The sequence below is a fragment of the Reinekea sp. G2M2-21 genome (assembly GCF_015687175.1).
Taxonomy (GTDB): domain Bacteria; phylum Pseudomonadota; class Gammaproteobacteria; order Pseudomonadales; family Natronospirillaceae; genus Reinekea.
On record NZ_JADPQG010000001.1, the window covers coordinates 764,424 to 787,302 of the forward strand.

Genomic DNA, 22,879 nt, shown 5'->3' on the forward strand with positions numbered 1-22,879 from the left:
TTGTAAAGGAAAGTCGTATGTATCGAGTACTGGTTCATTTGAATGTGATTGACTTTAATCGGCTTGCGGAATTTGAAGATCAGGCTGCTGACATCATGGCGGACTATGGTGGTCAAATCCGCGATGCTTATGAGGTGACTCGGCAGGGGATTGGCCCGGGAACGGAAATACATTTGGTCGAGTTTCCTAATGAAGACGCTTTTCAACAGTATCGATGTGACAATCGTTTGTTAGCTTTGGCATCACTGCGCGACTCTGCCATTGTCGGAATGAGCGTGCAGCGGTTGGGTGCACAAAAACAATACGGCACATCGCAGCATTAACCAAGACGGATTGTGACGTTACCGGATAGTAGACATTTTCTGGAGGAAAACGAAATGAAAGCTGCACAGCACACCCGCTATGGCGATGAGCAGAACCTGCATCTGCTGGAACTGGCGCCTCCTAAGCCCGGTCCAGATGATGTTGTTTTAAAGGTGGTCGCCACCTCAATTAACGCCAGTGACTGGGAGTTTCTCAGCGGTACTCCAGCCTACTCGCGAATCATGGGGCTGACCAGACCCCGTAAAGTCGTGTTGGGCTCGGATATTTCCGGGATCGTAGTTGCTGTGGGCGCAAACGTTAAAGAGTTTGCGATTGGTGATGAAGTGTTTTGTGATAATTTCGAAGTCTTCGGCGGGTTTGCCGAAATGGCGCGGGTTCCTGTCGGTAAGCTTTTGCGCAAGCCTGCCACCATCAGTCATGTGCAAGCCAGTGCGATTCCACAATCGGCCGTGATTGCGCTACAGGCATTGCGTAAGTACGGTGATGTTACTGCCGGTCAACAGGTATTAATTAATGGCGGTGGGGGCGGGGCAGGCAGCTTCGCAATCCAGTTTGCCAAACAGGCGGGCGCGCATGTGACCGCTGTCGATCATGCCAACAAGCTTGCTTTTATGTCAGAGCTGGGTGCCGATTCCGTTATCGATTATCAGCAGCAGGATGTCACACATGGTCTGCAACGCTTTGACAAGATAGTTGATTTTGTCGGTCATCATTCTGTCCGGGATTACTTCCGAATTTTGCAAGCCAACGGCAGTTATGTGATTGTCGGTGGTTTACTGCGTGATATTCTGTCCACTTTGACGTTGGGTTCCTTGTTGACCTGGGTATCTGGCAAGAGAATGAGCATCTTAGCGCATCAGCAAAATGCGACCGATATCATGTCGGTGGTCCGCCAGGTTGAACAGGGCAATATCCGCATTTGTGTTGATCGAACCTATCCTTTGCAGGATATTCGTTCTGCTTTTCAACATTTTCGTGAGCAGAAGGTTCTGGGTAAAGTGGTTATCGAAATTGAAGGGAAGTATTGATGTACATACGTGATGTGTTCGCACAAAAAAATCCAGAAAAACTGAGGCAATGCATGCAGGCCAATCCGTTAGCCATGCTGGTGGTGAATGGTGATCCATTTCCTCAGGTTTTTCATTTGCCATTGCTTGTTTCCGGCTCTGGTGAGCAGATGCAGTTACGTGGACATATAGCACGGGCTAACCCGTTGACTCAGCTGCACGGAGTTTCAATGTTAGCGGTATTTAATGGTCCGGATGCCTACATTTCACCAGCTTACTATGCCTCAAAGCAATTGGACCCGAAAGTGGTACCCACCTGGAATTATGTCACCGTGCAAGTACAGGGTAGGTTGGTATTGCATGAAGAACCCGAATGGAAGCTGGCATTGCTGTCGGAGTTGACGCAACAACATGAACAGCACCGCCGTGAACCTTGGCAGGTGACCGATGCACCGTCGGACTACATTGAAAAATTGAGTCGCGCGATTGTGGGCGTTGAGATCGCTATTGAGCAAATCCAGGGCAAATGGAAAGTCAGTCAGAATCAACCGGAACAAAACAAACAAAGTGTGGCCCGGAATTTAGCGGAGCAGGGTACAGAGAAAGCGAGTGCGATGTCGTCATTGATCTGACGTTAAAAATAAAAGGGAAACGCAAACAGGAACGGGCACAGAAGTGCCCGTTCTCATTTTTTAATTAGCGCAGGTAAGTACCGTTGACCCCAACTTTACCGGCCCCGTTAAGGACATACACGCCGATTGAATAACTGTTGACGTTAAAGGAAATAACACCGTTGTTGACCACGAGTGTGTTTCCAGTCACAGCATCTCGGTAGGTGCCGTTGCGTACGCCACTGACTGACACAGAACTGCCCGAACCCGTTGCCAGCCCGACCACTGCATAACTTTCACCCTGATTATAGTTACGGACAAAGCTCATGCCGGAACCCCATTCACTAACGTTTTCCATCACACCTTTTTGCAACGCAGGCACCGCTGAACGGATTTGATTCAGACGCTTGATGTGCTGATACAGTTCATGATTTTGCGCTTGGGCTTTGTTATCCAACACCGGACCGAAGTAAGCGCGCCCGGTATCCGATATAACGTCGTTGTTGCCTTGAATGTCCTGTGGCATACCAGCCTGGAACATGACTTCTTCGCCATAATAAAGTGTCGGTATTCCGCGAATCGTCCAGAGCACGTTGTAGGCTAATGCTGCATTTGCCTGTTCGCCGCCAAATCGGTATTTAAAGTCGTTGTCTGGACCGACATCATGATTCTGAAAAAACGTAACCAATTCCGTCGGGTCGGCATAAGTCCAGTCCATCGCTAATGCGCCACCGATACCACTGAGGGAACCTTTGGTGACATTGTCCCGGAACGTTGAAAACAAGGGGAAGTCAAACACAGACAGGTTCGAATCGCCGCTTGGGTTTGATGGATCCTGCCCGGAGCGGGTATACCACCATGGGCGGATTGCAGCGGGACCATTATCGTTGGCAATTTCCGAACCAAAACCAAGACCTTTGACCAGCACTTCACCGAAGACAAAGGTACCGGGTTTATGCGCTTGCCAATGATGAACGTAGCTGAGTAGCTCATCTCGTTCAACGTGCTTGGCTGTATCCAGGCGAATGGCATCTACGCCCATGTCGAGATACATCTCAATGGCACCGTTCATATAGTCTTTAACGTTCTGGTTTTCCGTCGCCAGGTCAATGGTGTCTCCGGCCATGTGTTTGCGTTGCAGAGAACCTGGGTTTTCCCAATCCCCGCCTGCCATGAAGCCATCCAGGTGATACCAGGTTGGATCGAGCGTATTTGCGTCGATGCCAAAGAATCGATTCGCGTCATAACCGGCTAGCGGCACAGTAATACCCGTTTTCGGATCGACCAGCGGCACGATACCGTCCGGGTCACTGTTGTGGCGCTCACGAAACCAGGCTGGTGCGACGCTGTTGTCGTTATCGTCACGGTTTGCACGTTGATAGTCACCCAGGTTACCGAAGTAAGGGTCGTTAATCATGTCTCCCTGTTCGGTGCCTGCCTCGACATAGTATTTAATGGGCAGATGATCGATCCAAACTTCATCGCGGATACCGTACTGACTGGAATGGTTGATCACAACATCCTGGACCACCTTTAAGCCGAGGGCATGCGCCGCATTGATGAAATCCTGATACGTGCCGCCGTCGGATTCAAGACGCGGATCGACGGTAAACCAGTCGTAGGCGTGATAGCCGTGATAGTCCAAGCCAGACCGGTTTTCAACCGGTGGCGTTACCCAGATGGCGGTAAAACCGAGGTCTTTGATGTAATCCAATTGCGCAATCAGGCCTTTAAAATCTCCACGCCATTGGGGGTCTCCCAGTTCAATTCGATCCCGGTTGTAATAGTTATTGGAAGCGTCGCCGTCGTAAAAACGGGCGGTCATCAGGAAATAAATTGTTTCTTCACGGAAGTCGACGGCAGCCGTTTGGTTAGGGTCAATCGTGTATTCAAATTGCTGTCGTGCTTCGTTGCCATTTTCATCAATGGCCAGCGTTCGAATGGTGAGATCAACGCCGGGATTGACGACATCGTTTACGGTTATGGATTCGCCCGCATAGAGACTGGCGTTGACCGTCGGTTCACTGCCGTCGAGTGTGTAGTACAGTTGTGGCGAAACGTCCTGATTGTCGGTAATAATGAGTTGAACGTTTTGCGGGGTTGTGAAAGTCCCCGTATTGGGCGTGCTCATTACCCAGGGAGGCTGGGTATCTTGGGCGTTAATGGGTGTCGCGGTAATGGCTTTGCTGCTGGCGTTGAAGGAGATGGTGTATGTCGCGAAATCCGTGACGATGACATCCTGACTCGGGTAGTTTTCGGTCCAGTCTGCGAAATGGTCAATTTTGAAGCGTGCGTTGCTGTCTTCACCGTTAAAGGTCACGTCCAGCTCGTACACGTCATTGCCAACATAGTTCATCACAGAGGCTGACCAGCCGTTGGCCGTACCTCTGAAATACCAACGGTCGACAGGGGCAGGTTCAATAATGTAGTTAAACGATTGCACTTGTTGGTTGCCGGATGCGTCAATCGACAGAGTGCGAATGGTCAGGTCAATGCCGTTATCAACGATGTCCGAGACCAGAATAGTCTCGCCATTGTAAACGGGTGATGATTCCGTCACCGCGCTGCCGTCGGTGGTGAAATGGAGAATCGGTTGGGTATCCTGATTGTCGCTAACGCTCAAGCTCACCGTTTGACCGGTGCTGTATGTTCCAGCAGCAGGGCTAGCTTGCGTTTGCGGCGCCTGTACGTCCACACCGTCGACTTCGGTTGCAGTCACAGTAAAGGTATTCGCGTTGAATCGTATGTCGTATGTGGTCAGATCGTTAACGACATAGTCTTGTGCAGGGTAGTTTTCGGACCAGTCAGCGTAGTGATCAATTTTAAACCTGGGGTTCGCATCTTCACCATTGAAGGTGACTTCCAGTTGATACAGATTGTTCCCCAGGCTGTTCATTGGTGTGGCTGCCCAACCGTTGGCGGTTCCTCGGAAAAACCAGCTGTCTTCGGTCACAATCGAGTCGCAATTCGACACCGGTGTGGTGGTGATTGCGTGAGTGGTGCTGTTGAAGGTAATGACAAGGGTCGTATTATTGCTGACCGTGACATCGGCAGTGGGATAGTTTTCACGCCAGTCACCAAAGCGGTCAATTTTAAAGCGCGGTCCGCCGCCGCTGTCGCCACTTGAAAACACTTGGCAGGTACTGAAGGAACCGTCGCCATTATCTGTTAGGGGCGAGGTAGCCCAGTTATTTGCCGTGCCCCGGAAAAACCAGTCTGCCACGGCCAGTTGGCTGAGGAGCACCATGCTCAACAGCAAAAATATTTTTTTCATCGTAATTCTCTTTTTTGTTTTTTAGGTGTGATGGAAGGCGCCCGCGAACGGGCGCTCCATAGTATTAATCTTGATACAGGATGGTAACGGCTGTGCCTTCAACGCCAATTGAGCCGCTGACTGTCCGGCCATTGCCAGCCGCAGGGTTGTTCTGTTCAACCGCCACTTTCCAGTTGCCGGAGGGCAGTGGATAATTGAAGTTGCCACCAGAAGCGTAAATCACCAGAATGCGGTTCCAGCTGTCTCCATTGGCGGCAGCGTTGATGTCGGTGACGAGAACGTCGTTCGCGTAACGGATCGTTGTCACGTTTTGATTGATTTCGTCCCAGGTGTTCATCCTGAAACCCGGGTGGTTTTTGCGCAGTTCAATGAGCTCTTTGTAGTAATTGAAAACGTCTGCGTTATCGAGCTTCCATTGCCAACGAATTTTATTGACCTCGTCCGAAGAACGGTACGAGTTGTGGTCACCTTGTTTATCGCGCATCAGCTCCACGCCGCCATGCAGGAACGGAATGCCCTGCGCAGTTAGAATCATGCCGTTGGCGTAATTGTGAATACGACGCAGATAACCACTGTTGTGCGAAATACCGTTTAGGTCCGCCCATTCCAGAATTTTATCGCGCAAACTCAGATTGTCGTGCGCGGATACATAGTTAATCGATTGCTCTGGGTCAGTGGCAAACATCGGATCCCATTGATCAATCACTTGCCACGGGCTATTGCTGTAACGGATTGAGGCTCTTGATCCGAAATCCATTTGCCAGATTTGCCCTTGGTTGAAGGCAAAGCCGCCCCCCGAACCACTGTCATTCGCGCCTTTGATTGCTTCTCGGTATTTCGGGTTAAACACGCCGACATGCGCATCGGCTTCGCGTGCGATGGTGCCCAAACGAACCCGTTGCGCATCGCGCGGGTCACTGGCATAACCATTCCACGGTTCACCGTAAATTAACAGATTGCGGTCTGGGTACGTTGCATTCAGGTGACGTCCCCAATCGCCGAATTCGTCGTGATCGAATATACCCACCAGATCAAACCGAAAACCATCAAGGTTGTATTCTTCGAGCCAATATTCCAATGAATCCTGAATCATTCTGCCAACCATCGGGACATTGGCATCAATGGAATTTCCGGTGCCACTGAGGTCCAGATCGGTATAGTACTGATTGGAAATCGCTTCGAACATTTCGAAGTCGTAAGTGTGGTTGTACACCACATCCATGACTACACGTATCCCTGCTTTGTGGAATTCGTTCACCATGGTTTTCAACTCGCGTGCTCGTTTATCATAGTCTTGCGAGATGCTGTAGCGTTCTTCGGGCACATTATAGTTACGCGGATCGTAACCCCAGTTGTAGCAGCTGGTGTCGTTAACATCCGGGCACGAGGCGAAATCGTAAAAAGGTAGAATCTGTACGTGGGTAACGCCCAGTTCTTTCAGATGATCGATCCCGGTCGCTACCGTTTGATACCGGGTGCCGGCTTCGACCATACCCAGGAATTTACCACGCTTCTCGGCAGAAACGCCGGAGCTGGCGTCGATGGTGAAGTCTCTGACATGAATTTCGTAAATGATCGCGTCTTCACGTTCAACGAGGGTTGGTCGGTCGGCCCATCCTCCGACCGGGTCTGAACGGTTCATATCCATGACTAAATTGATGTCTTCATTGGGCACCGCCATCTTGCCGTAAGGATCTCGAACCTGAATGCCACCCACTTTAAAGTAGTAGGGCTTGCGGTGAAGGTCTCCATCGACACGCACTGCGTAAACTTGACTGTAGCCGAGCTGGTCCTGTATTCGCGGCATCGGGTAGTCGACGCCATCCAGGTTCAAGACCACATTGGCCGTTTCGGGCGACCAGATAGCAAAGGTTGTGCCCTGCGCGTCGTATTCCGCCCCCAAACGCTGAATAGACAGCGAATTCGTGACGGTCTCATTGACGCTAAACGACTTTTGTTGGGTATTGAAGCAGATGTCAAAGGTTTTATTTGCACTGACCAGGTAATCTTGCGCTGGGTAGTTTTCACTCCAGTTGGCGAATCGATCCACTTTAAAACGTGGACCGCCATTATTGTCGCCGTTGGCAAAGGTCTGTGTTGTGCAATAGTTTATGTTGTCCTCGGTGGTCAGTGGCGTCGTGTTCCAGCCATTTGGTGTGCCACGGAAATACCAGTCTGCGCTGGCAATGCTGGTGAACCCAGCCAAGGTAAAAATAAAAATTGAAATGCGTTTCATAATGCCCTCGTTATTGGATTTGTTTGAGCACCAACAGTGTCTTAGATTGTTCAGGAGCTGTATTCCTCCAGGCCAGACGTAAATTGTTACAAGCGGTATGAATGGGCACTGCGTCTAAAAAAATCGCGCGACATTTTCTGCAATACAGACATATTTTGAAGGTTGTCTACCGTCTGAGTTTTCTGCGGCTGATGTAAAAAATTCGCGGTAACCCAGTGAACAAGCAAACGGGTTCGATAGGAGAAGGTAACATCAACGCTTGAATTTCACTGTGTGTGATCGTGGTTGTTCACAGGTCATCAGATCTCATCAACAGAAGGAAATGAAAACAAGACACACGATCCAGCGATCGCGGACTGTAACCCCCTGTGACGAATTACGCCCCCGGAGGAGGAATACAAGCATCACTCGACGAACCTAAAGTGACCCCCGATAAGGGAGCAAATACCGTTATTTTTTTGTAGAGGTTTGCAGATCGTGTATTCCGTAAAGTTCCAACCGATCCATGTTGCAGGGAAAAGAGTTTATCGACCTTTAGTGCAGCAGATACTGGATGATGTGCGTCCATTGACCCTGGTGTCGGCACCAAGAGGCTTTGGCAAATCTGCCTTGGCATTGCAAGTATATGAACAGGCAAGTTCCGAACGCTTGTGGGTGAATGCTGGGCAGTATGCCGACAGCCATGAATGGTCATCGTCTCTGTTGCAAGATATCGCCGTGAGGCTGAATCTGGATACGACAACCGACGCGGTGAGTGGCAGTTGCGCAGCACAGATACAGCAATGGATCCAAATTATCGCGGATGCTCTGAATGCTCGTCAGGGTACCTTCCTACTGGTGATCGATGGAATATGCAACACACAGTCAAATAGTCTGCTGCAAGCGTTTGTCGATATCTCTGCGTTGATTGCTTCCCGACATTGCATTGTATTGACCGTACGGGAAGAGCTTAATGAGTACCAGGGATTGCTCCGCGGGACACCCTCGTGTCGGGTGGTGACTGCCACAAAACTTAAGTTCACGAATGCAGAGGTGGCTGATTTAATTCCACTGTCTTTGCGCAATCAGGTTGATCTGATGCACTTGCTTGAACGTTGCCACGGTTGGCCAGCTCTGGTCGGATTTGTGTTGCGCGAATATCAACCTGGGAAACCGGTAGCCGAGTTGGAGCAGCAAATTCTGCAAACTATCCACGACAGTGTGAAATCCTATTTTTCAGCAGAGTTCATATCATCGGTTGCGCCTTTGTCGCAAATAACCCAGTTTGATGAAAGCCTGTTTCGCGCCTTTGATCATAAAATCACCGGATTCGTGTCGCGGCTGGTGGTGGCTGGTTTTCTCGAACAGACCGATCGTTTTGGCTTCGAATTTCATTATCGTTGGCCCTGTCTGATCCAAAAGGTACTACAGGCCGCCGTCAGTGAGCAGACGGAGACACTTTTTTCACGGTTGCGTCTACTGGCGTGGGCAGACAGCCAGCAACGTTGGTCGGACTCGCTGTATCTGGCTTTAGCGGTCGATACGCCAGAGGCCATTCGTCGTCGGTTAGTGGCGACAGGGCGGCGTGTACAGGAGGCGGGGCAGGCGCTGTTGCTGCGTAAAGTGTTAACGTCCATTCGTTGGGAGGCTGATTTAACGGCCGACGATTCACTGGAGTTACTGTTTATCGACCTGGCGGCCTATTGCATGCGACCGGTCGCTATTTTGGCTGACAAGATTCACCATTCATATCAGATTCTCGAACAGTTGCCGGTGGCGAAACAACGCATCTATGCCACCTGGGTAGAGTGTGTTGAAGCGCAATTGGCCATGCGAGAAAGTGCCACAGATCGTGCACATGCGTTGGTGCCAGGCATTCGCAAGCATGTTAACGAGCTGCCTCCTTATTATCGAGCGCAGGCCTACTCTGTACTTGGAGAGCTGTCACTGATGGCAGGTGAGCTATCGCAGGCGACGGACTATTTTAGTTTGGGAGCCGACATAGCAGAGCGAGATCGATGGCCATCGTCTCTACTCTGGCATAAGCATCAACTGGCACAAGTGTATTCACTGGCCGGGCAAACAACGCTGGCTGAGCAGGTGCGTTTCACGGCTATTCAGTTAGCCAGAGAAATGAACGCCACGCACTTGTTTCCGTATCGATGTTTGATGCGCGCGCATTGTGAATGTTTGCTCAATGAGTTACGGGTCAGGGAGGTCGAGCCGTTTTTACGTGAACTGGAACAAGCCTCGGTTCTGTTGAATGATAATGACGCGCTGTCTATTAACCTGATCCGTCTCGAATTTCACCGGCTTAGTTGTCTGTTGGATGGTCAGTACCGCAGTGACATTCAGAACACGGTTGGCGCGATTGAGCGCGCCCTGCTGCATCGTCATCACCCTCATGTGGTGGTTCGGGCCGAGCGCAATCTGTTGAATTTCTGGTATCAGTCCGAGCAAATTCACTTGATTGCCCAATGGTACCGTCGCCAATCCATTGTCGGGTTAGATATTGCGGGTCCAGATCATCTGATTCATCTGCGGAACCTGTTTTTTGCGCATTTGGTTTTACAGGATTTTGATATTCTGGCAGATCGTAAATGGGTGCTGTTTACGGCGCAGGAAATGCGCCGCTGGTTGCGTTGCTGGCCGAGTCTAGCGCCCGCGCCTGTGTTTTTACTGGCATTGGACGAGTCCGTGGATGATCCCGTGCAGAGCCGGGAATGGATGTCATTGGCGCTGGGTATGTTCAGCCAGAGTAATACGTTGGCAGAACCGTTAGCCTATCATTCCAGTTGGCTGGAACCGTTGCAGCAAAACGAAGTTCCCCTGCAACGCTATCAGGCGACGTTTATGTCGCGGTTGAATGCGATCTGGGGCAACCGGGTGAAATACAGCATTGTGCGGGATGCGGATGAACAACCGAATAGTGCAGCTCATGTTGGGTTGTCACCACGCGAATGGCAATTGTTGCAAAATGTGGCGCAGGGTATGAGTAATGAAACCATTGCCGAGCATCTGAACTTGAGTGTGGGGACGGTAAAAAACCAGTTAACCAAAATTTATCGAAAATTAGGCGTAACCGGTCGCGGCGCAGCCCGCTCACGTTATAAGTCTTTTGCCGAGTCTGCCTAGAATTTCACGAAGTCGCTCAAAATACAGCCATACCCAACGCTGGCCTGACCTCCAGATAAGTAGGTTTCGGTAACATTTTTTGACCACAGTTCGTCTTTTGAGTCAGTAAAAAATTCGTGGGAAATCGAACAAACTGTTTAGGCGATTTTCCCACAGTGCTCGACCTCTGATGAAGTTTCCGGGCAGGCGGGTTCGTTGTTCGCTTCAGACGGTAACAGGAGCATTCACTGGGTGAGGTTGATTTTTGAAATCGCCGCGTTAAATCGTTGCAAAAGATGCATCATAGACGTTCATGTTTCTCTTATTCTATAAACCGCACAGAGTTACATAATCTACTTGGCAGTGCCCTTCAACCAATCCCGTGCGGTTTCGGTAATGGCCAAAACCGCTGGATTGGAAAGCTTGCGTTCTGGCGAAATGGCGTAAAACTCCTCTCGGACATCTTCTGTAGTACCGACTTTCTCAACCTGGTATTGCAGAGCTACTTCGTCGGCAATAGCGGTAGGGACGGTAAAGACACCTGCACCAGCCTGGCCGAATACTTTCATTAACGCACTGTCGTCGAACTCGCCCACAACCCGAGGGTACAGATGGTATTTATCGAGCCATTGTTGCAAGCGATGCTGCACCATCGACAGATCACTGAGCATTAAAAAAGGTACACCGTTCAGGCAATTGGGAAAGTCGAGACTCAAGGTCGATGCCAGGGCGGGTGCTGCCATAAATGAGATACCACAGTCACCCAATGGATGATTAAACCCGCGAACACCCAGGCGTTGAGGCATTGGACCATCAGCAATGACCAGATCGAGCCGATGCAGTGCAAGTTCGCCCAGTAAACTGTCGAGGCTGTTTTCTTTACAAATAAAACGGATATGGTCGGTCAGCGTTAACGCGGGTGCCAGCAGGCGATAAGCAATCGACTTGGGTACTACGTCTGCAACTCCGACGCGCAGTACTTTTGGCCGGTTCGTGGGGGTATTGCGCACCGATTCGGTTAACTCATCGCCGAGCGAAAATATCTCATCGGCGTAACTTAGCGTGACCCTGCCGGTTTCGGTCAATTCCAAGTTCCGGCCGGTCTTCTGGAACAGCGGCGTACCCAGCTGTTCTTCCAACAGGCGGATTTGTCCACTGATTGTCTGCGGTGTGATATGTAAAGTTTCGCTCGCCCGGATTATTCCGCCCTGTTTGGCCGCAACCCAAAAGTAGTGCAAGTGCTTGAAATTAATCATGATCCACCAATTATTCGTAAAAAACTGAGTAATTACATAGTTTATTCGAATATTTCTTAGTATCAAACCTGATTAGGGTGTGACCTGAACTCAATATATTCCGAATGGAATACAGGAGAGCACTATGACATTGGACATCCAAGCGCGGCACCTTGTGCTGACTGACGCGCTGAAAGACTACATTAAACGGCGGTTGTCGTTTGCATTAAGTCATCGTTTTGAGCGTATCCATAGCATTATCGTGACCTTGTCAGACGTAAACGGACCCCGGGGCGGCAAAGATAAACGCTGTCAGATCCTGATCAGTGCGCCAGGTATGCCCGATATGATGATCGACGAAACGCAAATGCAGATGTCGGTTGCCATCGATAAAGCCGCAGCGCGAGCCAGCCGAACACTTGCTCGTCGAATGTCCAAGTTGCGTTTGAACGCTACCAGGAAAAACGCAGTGCCCAGTCATTTGCCCTCAAGCCAACAACCTTTTGTCAGTGATTCAGGAGAATACCGATGAACACCGAACTTTCCCGTCAACCGCAAATGGTGGCTAACGATTCAGCCACCGCGGGAAGCCGTAATAAAGTTATCCGCAATACCTACATGCTGTTGTCCATGACTCTGCTGTTCAGTGGCGCAACTGCGGGTCTGAGCATGGCGCTGAATTTATCGCACCCAGGGTTGATTGTAACCTTGGTCGGTTATTTCGGGTTGCTGTTTGCAACTTCTAAGTTCCGCAATAGCGGCTTAGGAATTGTCTTCGTGTTTGCTTTAACAGGCTTTATGGGACTCACTCTGGGCCCCATTTTAAATGCCTATTTAAGCTTGCCGAATGGCGGCCAGATCGTGATGAACGCAATGGGTGCGACCGGCGTTATATTCCTTGGTTTGTCTGCTTACGCCCTCACGACGAAAAAAGATTTTAGCTTCATGGGTGGTTTTCTGATGGTTGGCATTTTGGTGGCCTTCCTGGCGGGAATCGGGGCGCTGGTGTTCAGTATGCCCGCACTGTCGTTGGCGGTATCGGCCATGTTCGTGTTGCTGATGGGTGGACTCATTTTATTTGAGACCAGTAACATCGTGAACGGCGGAGAAACCAATTACATCATGGCGACTACCACGCTGTATGTGGCGATTTTTAATCTGTTTACCAGTCTGTTGCACCTGATGGGTGTATTAAACAACGACTGACCATTTGCGTGAGTGGGAGAAAGGCCATGAATGTACAGAACTTGCTAAACCAGTTTATGGGGTTAAACACAAGCACGACAGGCGCCGCACGTCCGGCTCAACCTAGCCTTAAAGGCAGCTTTGCCGGTGGCGCGGCTGTCGGCGGAGTCGCCGCACTTCTGATGGGCAACAAGAAAGCCCGTAAGGTTGCCGGTAAAGCGGCCACAGTCGGCGGCGCGGCTCTGCTCGGTGGATTGGCCTTCAGTGCATTCCGGCAATGGCAACAGGCTCAGACTGCAGAGCAGAATTTGGCTGCGCAAGCTCGGCAACCTATGGCCACTCAGGGCAGTTTTCAGTCGGCAGTGACTCAGGATGACCGCTTCCAGTTGACCTTGATTAAAGCCATGGTCAGCGCTGCGAAGGCAGATGGTCATATTGATGAAACCGAACAGGAGCGTATCTTTAATACGGTCGATGGTTTGCAGTTGAACGCTGATGAAAAAGCCATGGTTTTGGACTTGCTTCGCTACCCTGTCACCATTGCTGAACTGGCGCAAAGTGTGACAAGTCTGGAACAGAAAAGTGAAGTCTATTTGATTTCCTGCTTTGCGATTGACGCAGACCACGCCCGCGAGCGGGCGCATTTACAGGAATTGGAACGTGCGTTGAACCTCCCCAACGGTTTGGCGCTCCAACTCGAGCAACAAGCGGAACAGGCGGCTCTCCAGGCTGCTTAATGACCTGAATCTCCAAATTCAGGTTGGTTTCCGTATTGCAACTGGCAGTTTGCCCGCTCACCCTGGCGGGCGTTTTTTTGCCCCTTGGACAGAACACCCATTTTCATTTGAACCACCTTGCAAACATAACCCATGCACCATGCACCATGCACCATGCACCAAATCTGCGAGCTGCTATAGTTATTACGGCAATTCGGATACGGTGTACGCAATGGCTATTCGTTTCATATCTGCAGCATTATTAATTGTGGGCAACTTGTGGATTTCAGGTTGCGATTCAAAAACCGATGAGCGCGATACTCTCGCGACTGAACCAGCAAAACCTCGAGTATTGCTGGTGATGAAGTCGTTAGTGAATCCCTTTTACATCGCTATGGAGAAGGGGGCACGACAAGCCGCTGAAGAGCGTGGCGTAGAATTGGTGGTTAAATCTGGTACCAACGAAACCCTTGTTGAACAGCAAGCTGAATTAATTGAAGAGCAGTTAAATATTGGTTTCGATGCGCTGGTCATTGCCCCGGCAGATAGCATTGCCATTATCCCGGTTCTGCGAAGAGTTCATGAAGCTGGGATTAAAATTGTAAATGTTGATAATCAAATTGACCGAGCCGCAGCCGAACAAGCTGGACTCCCAGTGATTCCCTTTGTGTCGGTAGACAATTACGAGGGTGGTTTTTTGGCAGGGCAGTATCTTGCTTCACTGGCCAGTCCTGGAGCCAAAGTTTTAATTCTCGAGGGCCCGCGCAGTGCAGTGAACGCGCGACAACGCAGGGACGGGGCGCGTGATGCGTTCCTGAAACAGCAGGGTTTGGAAATCGTTGATTCCTTGGTTGCCGACTGGAAATTAGAACAGGCCTATGCTCGAACCAGTCATGTATTTAAAGAGCATCCCGATCTAGATGTTGTGTTTGCGGCAAACGATATGATGGCTCTTGGTACCGTGCTTTACGCACAAGAGAATGGCTTGGACCAATTGCTGATAGGTGGTTACGACAATATTCCGGATGCCAGCAAAGCCGTAAGTGAAGGTCGTTTAAAAGTGACCGTTGATCAACAGGCGGATCAACAGGGATACCATGGTGTGATGGCGGCGACAGATTTGCTGCAAGGCAAACCAGTCCAGCCAATTGTTCTGGTGGACGTCATGCTTATAACGCAATAAAGCGGAGCTTTGAATTTGGCCATATTATGGTTCCGCAAACTTCAGAATCGACTCGTCGTTTATATGGTTCTTGGGGCATTGTTGCCCGTGCTGATACTCGGCTATTCGTCCTATCAGATCAGTCTTGACGGTTTAAATACTCAGGCAAATGAACTGACACAGACCATCCTGCACCGGGAAATACGCAATCTGGAAAATTTCGTACGTGCCGCCCGTCGGTTAGCGAACAACACTGCGCAATCCGAAACCATTCAAAGAGTGATAGCCGCTGTTGAAAGTTCGGACGGTATTTCTAATCTGGTGCGCTTAAGGCTTCGCTCCAGCATCGAAGATGAGCTGGCATCAATGTTCAGTATTCAAGGCCTGATTGGTATCGATTTAATCGTTGGTACCGATTTGTTCAGTATTGGTGATTTCACAGCAGACATGGAGTATGACCAGAGTCTGGTTCTGCAATGGCTGGATCGTTGCGGTGATTTTACCGGGACGTTGTGTTGGCCCGGCATTGAACTCAATCCACTCACTGGTTCAGAGTACGGCTTTGTTATTCCTGCCGTTATTCAAGTGACTCGCTTTAATGAAAACTTACTGCAATATGACCGAGTGGGAATACTGATCTTAAAATACGATGTAGATACGGTTTATGAAGAATTCTTTAACGACAGCGACGGCAACATGTATAACATCGTTTTAGATTCGATCGGACGTACTGTCTATCACCCGCATCAATCAAAATTGCGTACTCAATTTCAGGGCGTTGATCTTCCACAGGCAGCCACTGTCGAAAAACCGGTAGACGCTGTTATCGACGAGAAACAAGTCCGGCTGTTGGTGAAAACCATTTCACCAATGAACTGGTATGTACTGGGTGTCATCGAACTGGACCCCATTTTAACAAGAGCCCGCAACATTCGGCTTTACACCTATGCCTCTTTTCTATTTGCGATGTTTTTGTTGGTCGTCGCTGTGTACTACCTGTCCAGAAAAGTTGTCGCTCCGATCGAGGCGATTACCAATGCGGCTAAGCATCAGGGACAAATGTCCGCGCCCTTGGAAAGCAATACTTCAATTATAGAAATCAATCAGCTCGAACATTGGTTTAATGTGTATCGGACCGTCGTTGATCGCGAAAAGATTCACCAGGAGGAATTGCAACAGGCCTATGAGAATTTGCAACAGACACAACAGCAACTTGTTGAAAGTGAGAAACTTGCGGCCTTAGGTGGCCTAGTTGCCGGAGTCGCTCATGAAATCAATACACCGTTAGGTGTTGCCATTACGGCAAACTCAATATTGGTTGAAAGAACACCAGAGTTAGAAAAGAAGCTAAAATCGGGTGCTATTACCGTTAGTGATCTGGAAGACTTTCTGGATCAATGTAAAGATGTAACCGGAATTCTTCAGTTTAACCTGGGCAGGGCTGCTGAACTTGTGAGTACCTTTAAGCGTACAGCAGCCAATCAGGTGCAAGACCATCTCACAGAAATAGAGTTGGTCGCTTATATCGAAGAGATATTGAGTAGTTTGAAGGTTGCAATGAAGGAATATTCAGTGACGGTTCATGTGAGTGGCGACTCGAGTATTCGCATTCAAAGTTACCCAGGGCTGCTTTGGCAGATAATATCCAACTTGGTCATGAATTCTCTCTACCATGGATTAGAAAAAGAAAAGCCTGCAATAATTAGTGTCGATGTCTCTGTCGTGGCTGAGAAAATTGAAATTATTTACCGAGACGATGGTAAAGGTATTTCGCAGGATATTTTAGCAAATATCTTTGACCCATTTTTTACCACACGACGTGGGCAGGGATCGACCGGTTTAGGGTTAAGCATTGTTTATAATCTGGTGGTGCAAAAGCTGAAAGGTAATGTTTATTGCACCAGTAAGTTGGGTGAAGGCGCAACATTTAAAATTCGCATGCCGAAAGCGCTGCAGGAATAACACCTGTTCGATCAATCCTGATCAGTTTCAAACATTCAAAATAAACGAATAATGAGATGTGTCGGCTGCAGTGATTGCGAAACTTGCCGAGGTCACCGTTAAACAAAGTCGAATCATCCTTATGATTACGGGTACTGTCATGAAGTCCATCATTTCGCCCTGATAGTAGGGAAGCCACGTGGATAAGGGGCTTTTGCATTCATGTCTATTGATCCCATTGCCGTGTTCTTGCGTATTGAGTGGTCTATGTCGTTAAAAAAGGTGGTGGCGTTATGTTTGCGTTTTTGAAAACAGATCCTGCTAAGAAATTGCAAAAAGAATTTAACCGATTATCCGAAAAGGCGTTCCACGCGCAACGCAATGGTGACATTCGCGGGTATTCAGAATTAACATCTGAAGCGGAAGCTTACCGTCAGAAAATCAAGGAGCTGCAAGCTGATGAAGATAAAAGCGGAACAGCGTGAAACGCTGTTTTACGATGGTCAGTGCCCTGTATGTTCAGCGGAAATTGCTAAGCTGAAACGACTGGCTGATGAAGATATTCAGTTTCAGGACATTAATTCACTTAATCAAAGCTCAGAAGAGCGTGAACGGTTGTTTTCGCAACTGCACTTGCGCAAGGCCGATGGCCGTTGGCTAACCGGGTTGGACGCGAATATCGCAGCTTGGCAGCACACTCGCTGGTGCTATTGCGCCGGCGTATTGCGCTTACCGGTTATCTATTCGGTTGCGCGGGTGGGCTATGGGCTCTGGTTGAGGTGGTATCAATACCGGCGAAAAATCCGTCAGAGTCGTGCCAGTTGACGAGATACAAAACCAGACTTCTAACGGCGTTCTTTACCAATGGAATGTACCTTTGCGTTTTTGGGGTGTATTCGCTGCATTTCCGATCCAGACATCAACTTGCGAGATCTCTTTTCGCCGGTGGTGTCAGTAACTAGCCCTCTCTCAGTCGGCTGACAGATATAGTGCAGGGCAACGTTTTCAACGCCATAGACGTCGTAGAAACGCCGTGCGAGGGGATGCACGCTGAAGCAAACGTTCGATCGAACAAAATAATTGGAAGTGCACTAGTGCCGAATGAAATTAAGTCGTGTCCCTCATTCACCCCTTACAAACAGCACGCATCAAAATTTCCGCCCCCAGAGGAGGAAGACACTCCTCCCCGAAAAATACACACTGCAACGTACCTTAAATACATCAAATAAAAACAACAAAGGTAATCGCAATGAAAACGAGTTTCCAAACGCTTGCTTTCGCAAGCTCGATTGTCGTCGCAGTAAATAGCTGGGCAGACAGTGCAACTTCTGCCAATGTCATGGCCCCCCTTGAAGTTTCCAATTGGGGTGAATTTGAATCCCAACTGAATACCGCGAAAAGCATTGGCGTCACTGGCGTGTCGGTTGACGTGTGGTGGGGCAAAGTGGAAAGTGCCGGTGATCAACAATTTGACTGGAGCTACTACGACACCATTTTCACCAAAATCAGTAACGCGGGTTTACACATCGTCCCCATCATGTCTTTCCACCAATGTGGCGGAAACGTTGGCGATACGTGTGATATCCCCATTCCCGGCTGGATCTGGAATCACTATACCGGTCAGGGTGTTTCGGCATCGGATCTGAAATACAAGAGCGAATATGGTAACGAATCCGTTGAGACTGTATCTCTGTGGCGTGATGATTATGTGCTGGACGAATACAAGGAATTCATGGAAGCCTTCGAGGCACATTTCGCAGGCATGGCCAAGGTCATTGACGAAATCAACATCTCCATGGGACCAGCAGGGGAGTTGCGTTACCCCTCTTATAACGGCCATGACAATGGTTTAACCGGGTATCCTACTCGCGGCGGTTTCCAATCTTACAGCGAACCGGCGAAAGCCGACTTCCGAGATTGGGCGATTGCCAAGTACGGCAGCGTAGCCGGTGTCAGTGCCAGCTGGGGATTTACCCTGAACAGCAAGGACGATATCAACCCTCCGTCAAATGCCGGCTCATTCATCAGTAACGGGGAACAGTACAATACGCAGTATGGTCGCGACTTTATTCGCTGGTATCACGACTCATTGATGGACCATGGCTACCGAATGCTGGATAACGCTTTACTGGCGTTCGACGGAAGCTTTGCGAATATTGAACTGGGCTTCAAAATCCCGGGAATTCACTGGAAGATGTCGGCCACCGATAACACGGTACGTAGCGCTGAAATGGCCGCTGGCTTGATTCCCAGTGATGTGGATGTGAGCCTGGATGCCACCGGACATGGCTATGCGGACATTATTGGTGTCGCCGCAGCTTATAATAACGAGCCGCGGGGCGTCACATTGCATTTCACTGCTTTGGAGATGAATGACGATCCCAATGGAGGCGGACAATCGTTGGCTCAGTCGCTCGTTTTCTGGGTAGCTAACGAAGCTGAAGTGCAAGGTGTCAACATCAAAGGTGAAAATGCTTTGTCTGGTGGTGCGAGCAGCGCAACCGGGTGGGATAACATTGAAAACGCCTTTACCTATGCGTCTTACTCCGGCATGACCGTTTTGCGTATTAATCAGGTCACGGATGGGGGCACCGGTCAATATCGGTATCAGCAATTCATCAATAACTTCCTGGTGACCAGTGGTGACTGGCAGCGTACCGTGATTTTCATTTACGGTCAGACTGAGGTTGGTCAGGATATGTTTGTTCGTGGTGGTATTGACCATAATTATGCCAACACGAACTTGGGACGTAACTGCCAGACCTATAACTTTGAATGTGCGATACCGGTCCGTCATAACAACCTTAGAAACAGCACCACCGCACCCTGGAAAAGTGGTGATGACTATCTGGACTGGTACGGCGCTGAAGCTGGGCAAAATGCTGCTTCTGTAGGCTCACCGTTAGATTGGACAACAAACAATGCCAGCAACCCCAATACTGTGTCAGTGCAGGGTTTTGGTTATGAGCCGTTGAACAGCTTTGGCGATCATTATTGGATGCTCGATGTTGAAATGGACTGCTCAAAAGCCGTGAACGGTTGGTTTGAACTGAAGTCCTTTATCTCTAACGGTCCTGGTTGGGAAGGTGACGTTGCGCAATCCGGCACACCCTATTCGTCGGGTAACCACTTTGCTCAATGCGGCAAAATGAATGTCTTCCAGCGCGGGTCCAGTTCCGCGATCATTGGTGACCTGTAAGCATGAAGGAACCGCCACGCCTGGGTTGTGGCGGTTCAACCCCTGGCTGTCGTAAGCCTCACTTGTCAGAAAGAACTGGTGGATAGTCCTCTGGATTACTCCACCGCTCTCAACCCTAAAATCCTACCGTACAATTTTTGCTACTGCCCACAGTGGTGTTGCAATGACTAAAATGCTGCACATACGTTTGTCAGGTTACTGCCTTAAATGTCTCTGAATAAAAATAACAATCAGAGCCTTTGGATTCAGCCTTATAAGTTAATTACGCCATCGATTAACCAAAAACTGTTAGCACGGGAACGTCTGTTAACGTTGCTGGACCAAAGCCAATCTATACCCATTACCTGCGTTTATTCGCCTGCGGGTTTCGGGAAAAGTACGTTAGTCGTAAATTGGTTGCAGGAACGTAAGCTGGCCAATGGTTGGTATTCGTTGGATATCAATGATAACGAACCCAGTTATTTTGCCAATCACCTGATTTATGCTCTCCATCACGCCAGTGGTGGGCAGTGTCCACACACACTGGCGTTAGTACAGCAACAGGAATACGCCAATCTTCATAGTTTGCTGGCCAAGGCAATGATGGAAATCGCGCAGTCGCCGAACAGCTTTTTTATTGTGTTGGATGACGTTCATACCCTGACCAACTCGGTTATTCTGGATGCCCTGCGGCATTGGCTGAAATTGTTGCCGGCGCAGGTGCATGTCATTCTCTGTTGTCAGAATGAACCACCGATGTCGCTTTCGGCGTTCCGGGTTAAAGGGCGCTTGATCGAAATTGGCGCTGAGCAATTGGCCTTTAATGAAGCAGAGACCGCCCAGTTTCTGGCTCAGAATCTGGATTTTCAGGTGCCCGTAACAGTGGCGCAAGAGTTGGCTGCGCTGACCGCGGGCTGGCCAGCAGCAATGCAATTAATTACCCGCAGTGCGCGTAGCGCCACAGATCTGCTGGACGCCTCTGGACGTCTCGGGCAAGGTGCCTTTGAGGTTGACGAATTTCTGATCCAGGAAGTCCTGCTGCAACAGCCGGAGAAAATTCAGAACTTTTTATTAAACATCTGCGTGTTTGAACAATTTAATGCCGCTTTGTGTGACAGCCTGTTGGGGACACAAGACAGCGATTCGTTAATTTACGAGTTGGAACAAAGACAATTATTCATTCATCGGGTCGAAGGGCAGGAACGCTGGTATCGCTTGCAGGATATTTTTCGAGACAGTTTATTGAAACAACAGTTGAAGCTCGGCAGTGAACAGCAGCAGGCCTTGTTAGGGCGGGCGGTTGATGCCTACCTGGATAATCAGCTGATTATTGAAGGCGTTCAACTGGGGCTGAATCTGAAACAAGAGTCCGTTGTGCTGTCGATTCTGTCGCGCAGTGGTATAGACCTGTACCAGCGTGGTCAATTTAATACCCTGACCAAGTTATTTGACTGCGTCCGAGTTGAAACCGTGAAGCAGGATGCTCGGTTAACGTTGTTGCTGTCCTGGGTGTTGCTGGCCACCTATCGCGAAGATGATGTTGGCAAGCTGTTGCAGGACTGCGTGGCGGATTCACAGGATGTGCCTGCTGAAGTATGGGCAGAACACAGCGTCGCGCAAGCTCAGGCGGCCATTAATGTCGAAGAGTTCGAGCGCGCACAAACGCTCGCTGAACAAGCCATTAATCAATTAAAACCAGAAAGTTTTGTATCACGCACCGTCACCTACTCAGTACTTGGGCAGAGCGCCTTGTGTCGTGGCGAATTGAGTAACGCTGTCTCTTTGTTAAAAGAGGCGGAAAAACACGCCTTTGAAAACAAACTGGTGCAGCAGAGGTTGTGGTCTATGTGTCTGATATCGGATGCTTACACCGCTTGGGGGCAAATAGACACGGCTTTGGCGGTGCAGCAGAGTGCAATCGACATGGCGCACGACAATTGCATCGAAGATGTTCTGCACATGGAGTTTCTGTACCGCAATCGAACTCATCTGTTAATCGAACAGGGGGATCTTAGTCAGGCGGATCGACTGTTGTTGAAAAGCGAACAGGTGATTGAGCCATTGGGGAATTATGGTTTGCTCAATATCCATGTGCATCGTGGGTTAATTGCCTTATGGCGCGGACAGCAGGAGGTTGCCCGGAACCTGGCTTTCCAGGTGAATTATCTGTTGCAAAGCTATGAATACCATACCGATTGGCTGGCCTACGCCAATGAGTTCTTAATGGCTTGTCAGCGCGCTGGCGTGATCAACTTTGAACCTCATCTGGTGTGGCGGGAAAAACATTTGAACTGCCCTCCAAATAATCATTTCTATCAGCACTACCAGCGGTTGCACGCCATTCACGGATACTTTCAAGGTAACCGGCAGGGCGCTATCGCAACCTTAAAGTCATTGGTAAACACAGCGGATCATTTCGGTCTGCGTTTGCAATCCCTTAAAAGTAAAATCCTGCTGGCGCTTTGGCACAATAACGAAGACGGATTAAAAATCTGGGCGGCAGAATTGGCGCAATTGGTCGAACTGAAACCCCTGCAATCGCTGTGGTTAAGTTCTCTGTTCTGTGATGAGCCTTTGGCCCGGGAATGGCCCGATTGGAATATTTGGTTCAGCCAGCATCAGATATCCTCAGAGATAAACACGCAGCAGAACGATCAATTACTGGAGAATCTGAATGCACAATACGCCGATCCTCAGGATTTGGTCACGCCCAAAGAATTGCAGGTTCTGCTGCTGATCGGTGCTGGGCTCAATAACGACGAAATTGCGTCCAGCATGCATATTGCAGTCTCCACAGTAAAGAGCCACATTCGGCGCCTGTATCGTAAGCTGGACATCAGTAAGCGTTCGCAGGCGATACAGATCTGTCAGCACCTGTAGTTGTATGTACACCTCACTTGCCTGATTTGTTGATGCT

Annotated in this window: 16 protein-coding genes; 13 read left to right on the forward strand and 3 right to left on the reverse strand. The window is 49.4% G+C overall.

What is annotated here, in order from left to right; all coding sequences use genetic code 11:
- The first annotated feature begins 17 nt into the window (after positions 1 to 17).
- Genes IYN85_RS03580 through IYN85_RS03590 form a run of 3 tightly spaced genes read left to right on the forward strand, consistent with a single transcriptional unit; the run spans position 18 to position 1,963 of the window.
- Complete coding sequence (locus tag IYN85_RS03580) at positions 18 to 323, forward strand: hypothetical protein (RefSeq protein ID WP_196157458.1); 306 nt, start codon at positions 18 to 20, stop codon at positions 321 to 323.
- A 54-nt stretch (positions 324 to 377) separates the two neighbouring features.
- Positions 378 to 1,352 (forward strand): NAD(P)-dependent alcohol dehydrogenase, encoded by a 975-nt coding sequence (locus tag IYN85_RS03585; RefSeq protein ID WP_196157459.1) that lies wholly within the window; start codon positions 378 to 380, stop codon positions 1,350 to 1,352.
- On the forward strand, positions 1,352 to 1,963 hold the full coding sequence (locus tag IYN85_RS03590; protein ID WP_196157460.1) for an FMN-binding negative transcriptional regulator: 612 nt from the start codon (positions 1,352 to 1,354) through the stop codon (positions 1,961 to 1,963). The genes IYN85_RS03585 and IYN85_RS03590 overlap by 1 nt, the downstream gene beginning before the upstream one ends.
- Positions 1,964 to 2,027: 64 nt before the next feature.
- On the opposite strand, the gene IYN85_RS03595 is transcribed toward IYN85_RS03590, so the two are convergent.
- Together IYN85_RS03595 and IYN85_RS03600 are read right to left on the reverse strand one after the other, a co-directional pair.
- Positions 2,028 to 5,216, reverse strand: coding sequence for an alpha-amylase family glycosyl hydrolase (locus IYN85_RS03595; RefSeq protein ID WP_230390458.1), 3,189 nt, complete (start codon positions 5,214 to 5,216; stop codon positions 2,028 to 2,030).
- Positions 5,217 to 5,280: 64 nt separating this feature from the next.
- Positions 5,281 to 7,452, reverse strand: a complete 2,172-nt coding sequence (locus IYN85_RS03600) for an alpha-amylase family glycosyl hydrolase (RefSeq protein WP_196157461.1) — start codon at positions 7,450 to 7,452, stop codon at positions 5,281 to 5,283.
- A 477-nt stretch (positions 7,453 to 7,929) separates the two neighbouring features.
- On the opposite strand from IYN85_RS03600, the gene IYN85_RS26320 reads away from it, so the two are divergent.
- Positions 7,930 to 10,566 carry a LuxR C-terminal-related transcriptional regulator gene (locus IYN85_RS26320; RefSeq protein WP_196157462.1) on the forward strand — a complete coding sequence of 879 codons (2,637 nt, stop codon included), beginning with the start codon at positions 7,930 to 7,932 and terminating at the stop codon, positions 10,564 to 10,566.
- A 332-nt stretch (positions 10,567 to 10,898) separates the two neighbouring features.
- Here the strand turns inward: IYN85_RS26320 and nhaR are convergent, their stop codons facing one another.
- Positions 10,899 to 11,801, reverse strand: coding sequence for a transcriptional activator NhaR (nhaR, locus tag IYN85_RS03610; RefSeq protein ID WP_196157463.1), 903 nt, complete (start codon positions 11,799 to 11,801; stop codon positions 10,899 to 10,901).
- Between the two features lie 124 nt (positions 11,802 to 11,925).
- Between nhaR and IYN85_RS03615 the strand changes: the two genes are divergently transcribed.
- The 9 genes from IYN85_RS03615 (at position 11,926) to IYN85_RS03655 (ending at position 22,842) form a co-directional block, all read left to right on the forward strand.
- Positions 11,926 to 12,312: an HPF/RaiA family ribosome-associated protein gene (locus IYN85_RS03615; RefSeq protein ID WP_196157464.1), complete on the forward strand. Its 387-nt coding sequence runs from the start codon at positions 11,926 to 11,928 to the stop codon at positions 12,310 to 12,312.
- Positions 12,309 to 12,986 carry a Bax inhibitor-1/YccA family protein gene (locus IYN85_RS03620; protein WP_196157465.1) on the forward strand — a complete coding sequence of 226 codons (678 nt, stop codon included), beginning with the start codon at positions 12,309 to 12,311 and terminating at the stop codon, positions 12,984 to 12,986. Before IYN85_RS03615 ends, IYN85_RS03620 begins: the two co-directional genes overlap by 4 nt.
- A gap of 26 nt (positions 12,987 to 13,012) precedes the next feature.
- The gene (locus IYN85_RS03625; protein ID WP_196157466.1) at positions 13,013 to 13,702 is read left to right on the forward strand and encodes a tellurite resistance TerB family protein; all 690 of its coding nucleotides are present in this window, start codon (positions 13,013 to 13,015) and stop codon (positions 13,700 to 13,702) included.
- A gap of 211 nt (positions 13,703 to 13,913) precedes the next feature.
- Positions 13,914 to 14,864: a substrate-binding domain-containing protein gene (locus IYN85_RS03630; RefSeq protein ID WP_196157467.1), complete on the forward strand. Its 951-nt coding sequence runs from the start codon at positions 13,914 to 13,916 to the stop codon at positions 14,862 to 14,864.
- 15 nt (positions 14,865 to 14,879) lie between these two features.
- Positions 14,880 to 16,805 (forward strand): ATP-binding protein, encoded by a 1,926-nt coding sequence (locus IYN85_RS03635; RefSeq protein ID WP_196157468.1) that lies wholly within the window; start codon positions 14,880 to 14,882, stop codon positions 16,803 to 16,805.
- A 272-nt stretch (positions 16,806 to 17,077) separates the two neighbouring features.
- The gene (locus IYN85_RS03640) at positions 17,078 to 17,269 is read left to right on the forward strand and encodes a DUF6435 family protein (RefSeq protein WP_196157469.1); all 192 of its coding nucleotides are present in this window, start codon (positions 17,078 to 17,080) and stop codon (positions 17,267 to 17,269) included.
- On the forward strand, positions 17,244 to 17,609 hold the full coding sequence (locus IYN85_RS03645; protein WP_196157470.1) for a thiol-disulfide oxidoreductase DCC family protein: 366 nt from the start codon (positions 17,244 to 17,246) through the stop codon (positions 17,607 to 17,609). Before IYN85_RS03640 ends, IYN85_RS03645 begins: the two co-directional genes overlap by 26 nt.
- A gap of 424 nt (positions 17,610 to 18,033) precedes the next feature.
- Positions 18,034 to 19,983 (forward strand): family 14 glycosylhydrolase, encoded by a 1,950-nt coding sequence (locus IYN85_RS03650; RefSeq protein ID WP_230390460.1) that lies wholly within the window; start codon positions 18,034 to 18,036, stop codon positions 19,981 to 19,983.
- A gap of 207 nt (positions 19,984 to 20,190) precedes the next feature.
- The gene (locus IYN85_RS03655) at positions 20,191 to 22,842 is read left to right on the forward strand and encodes a LuxR C-terminal-related transcriptional regulator (protein WP_196157471.1); all 2,652 of its coding nucleotides are present in this window, start codon (positions 20,191 to 20,193) and stop codon (positions 22,840 to 22,842) included.
- Positions 22,843 to 22,879 lie beyond the last annotated feature (37 nt).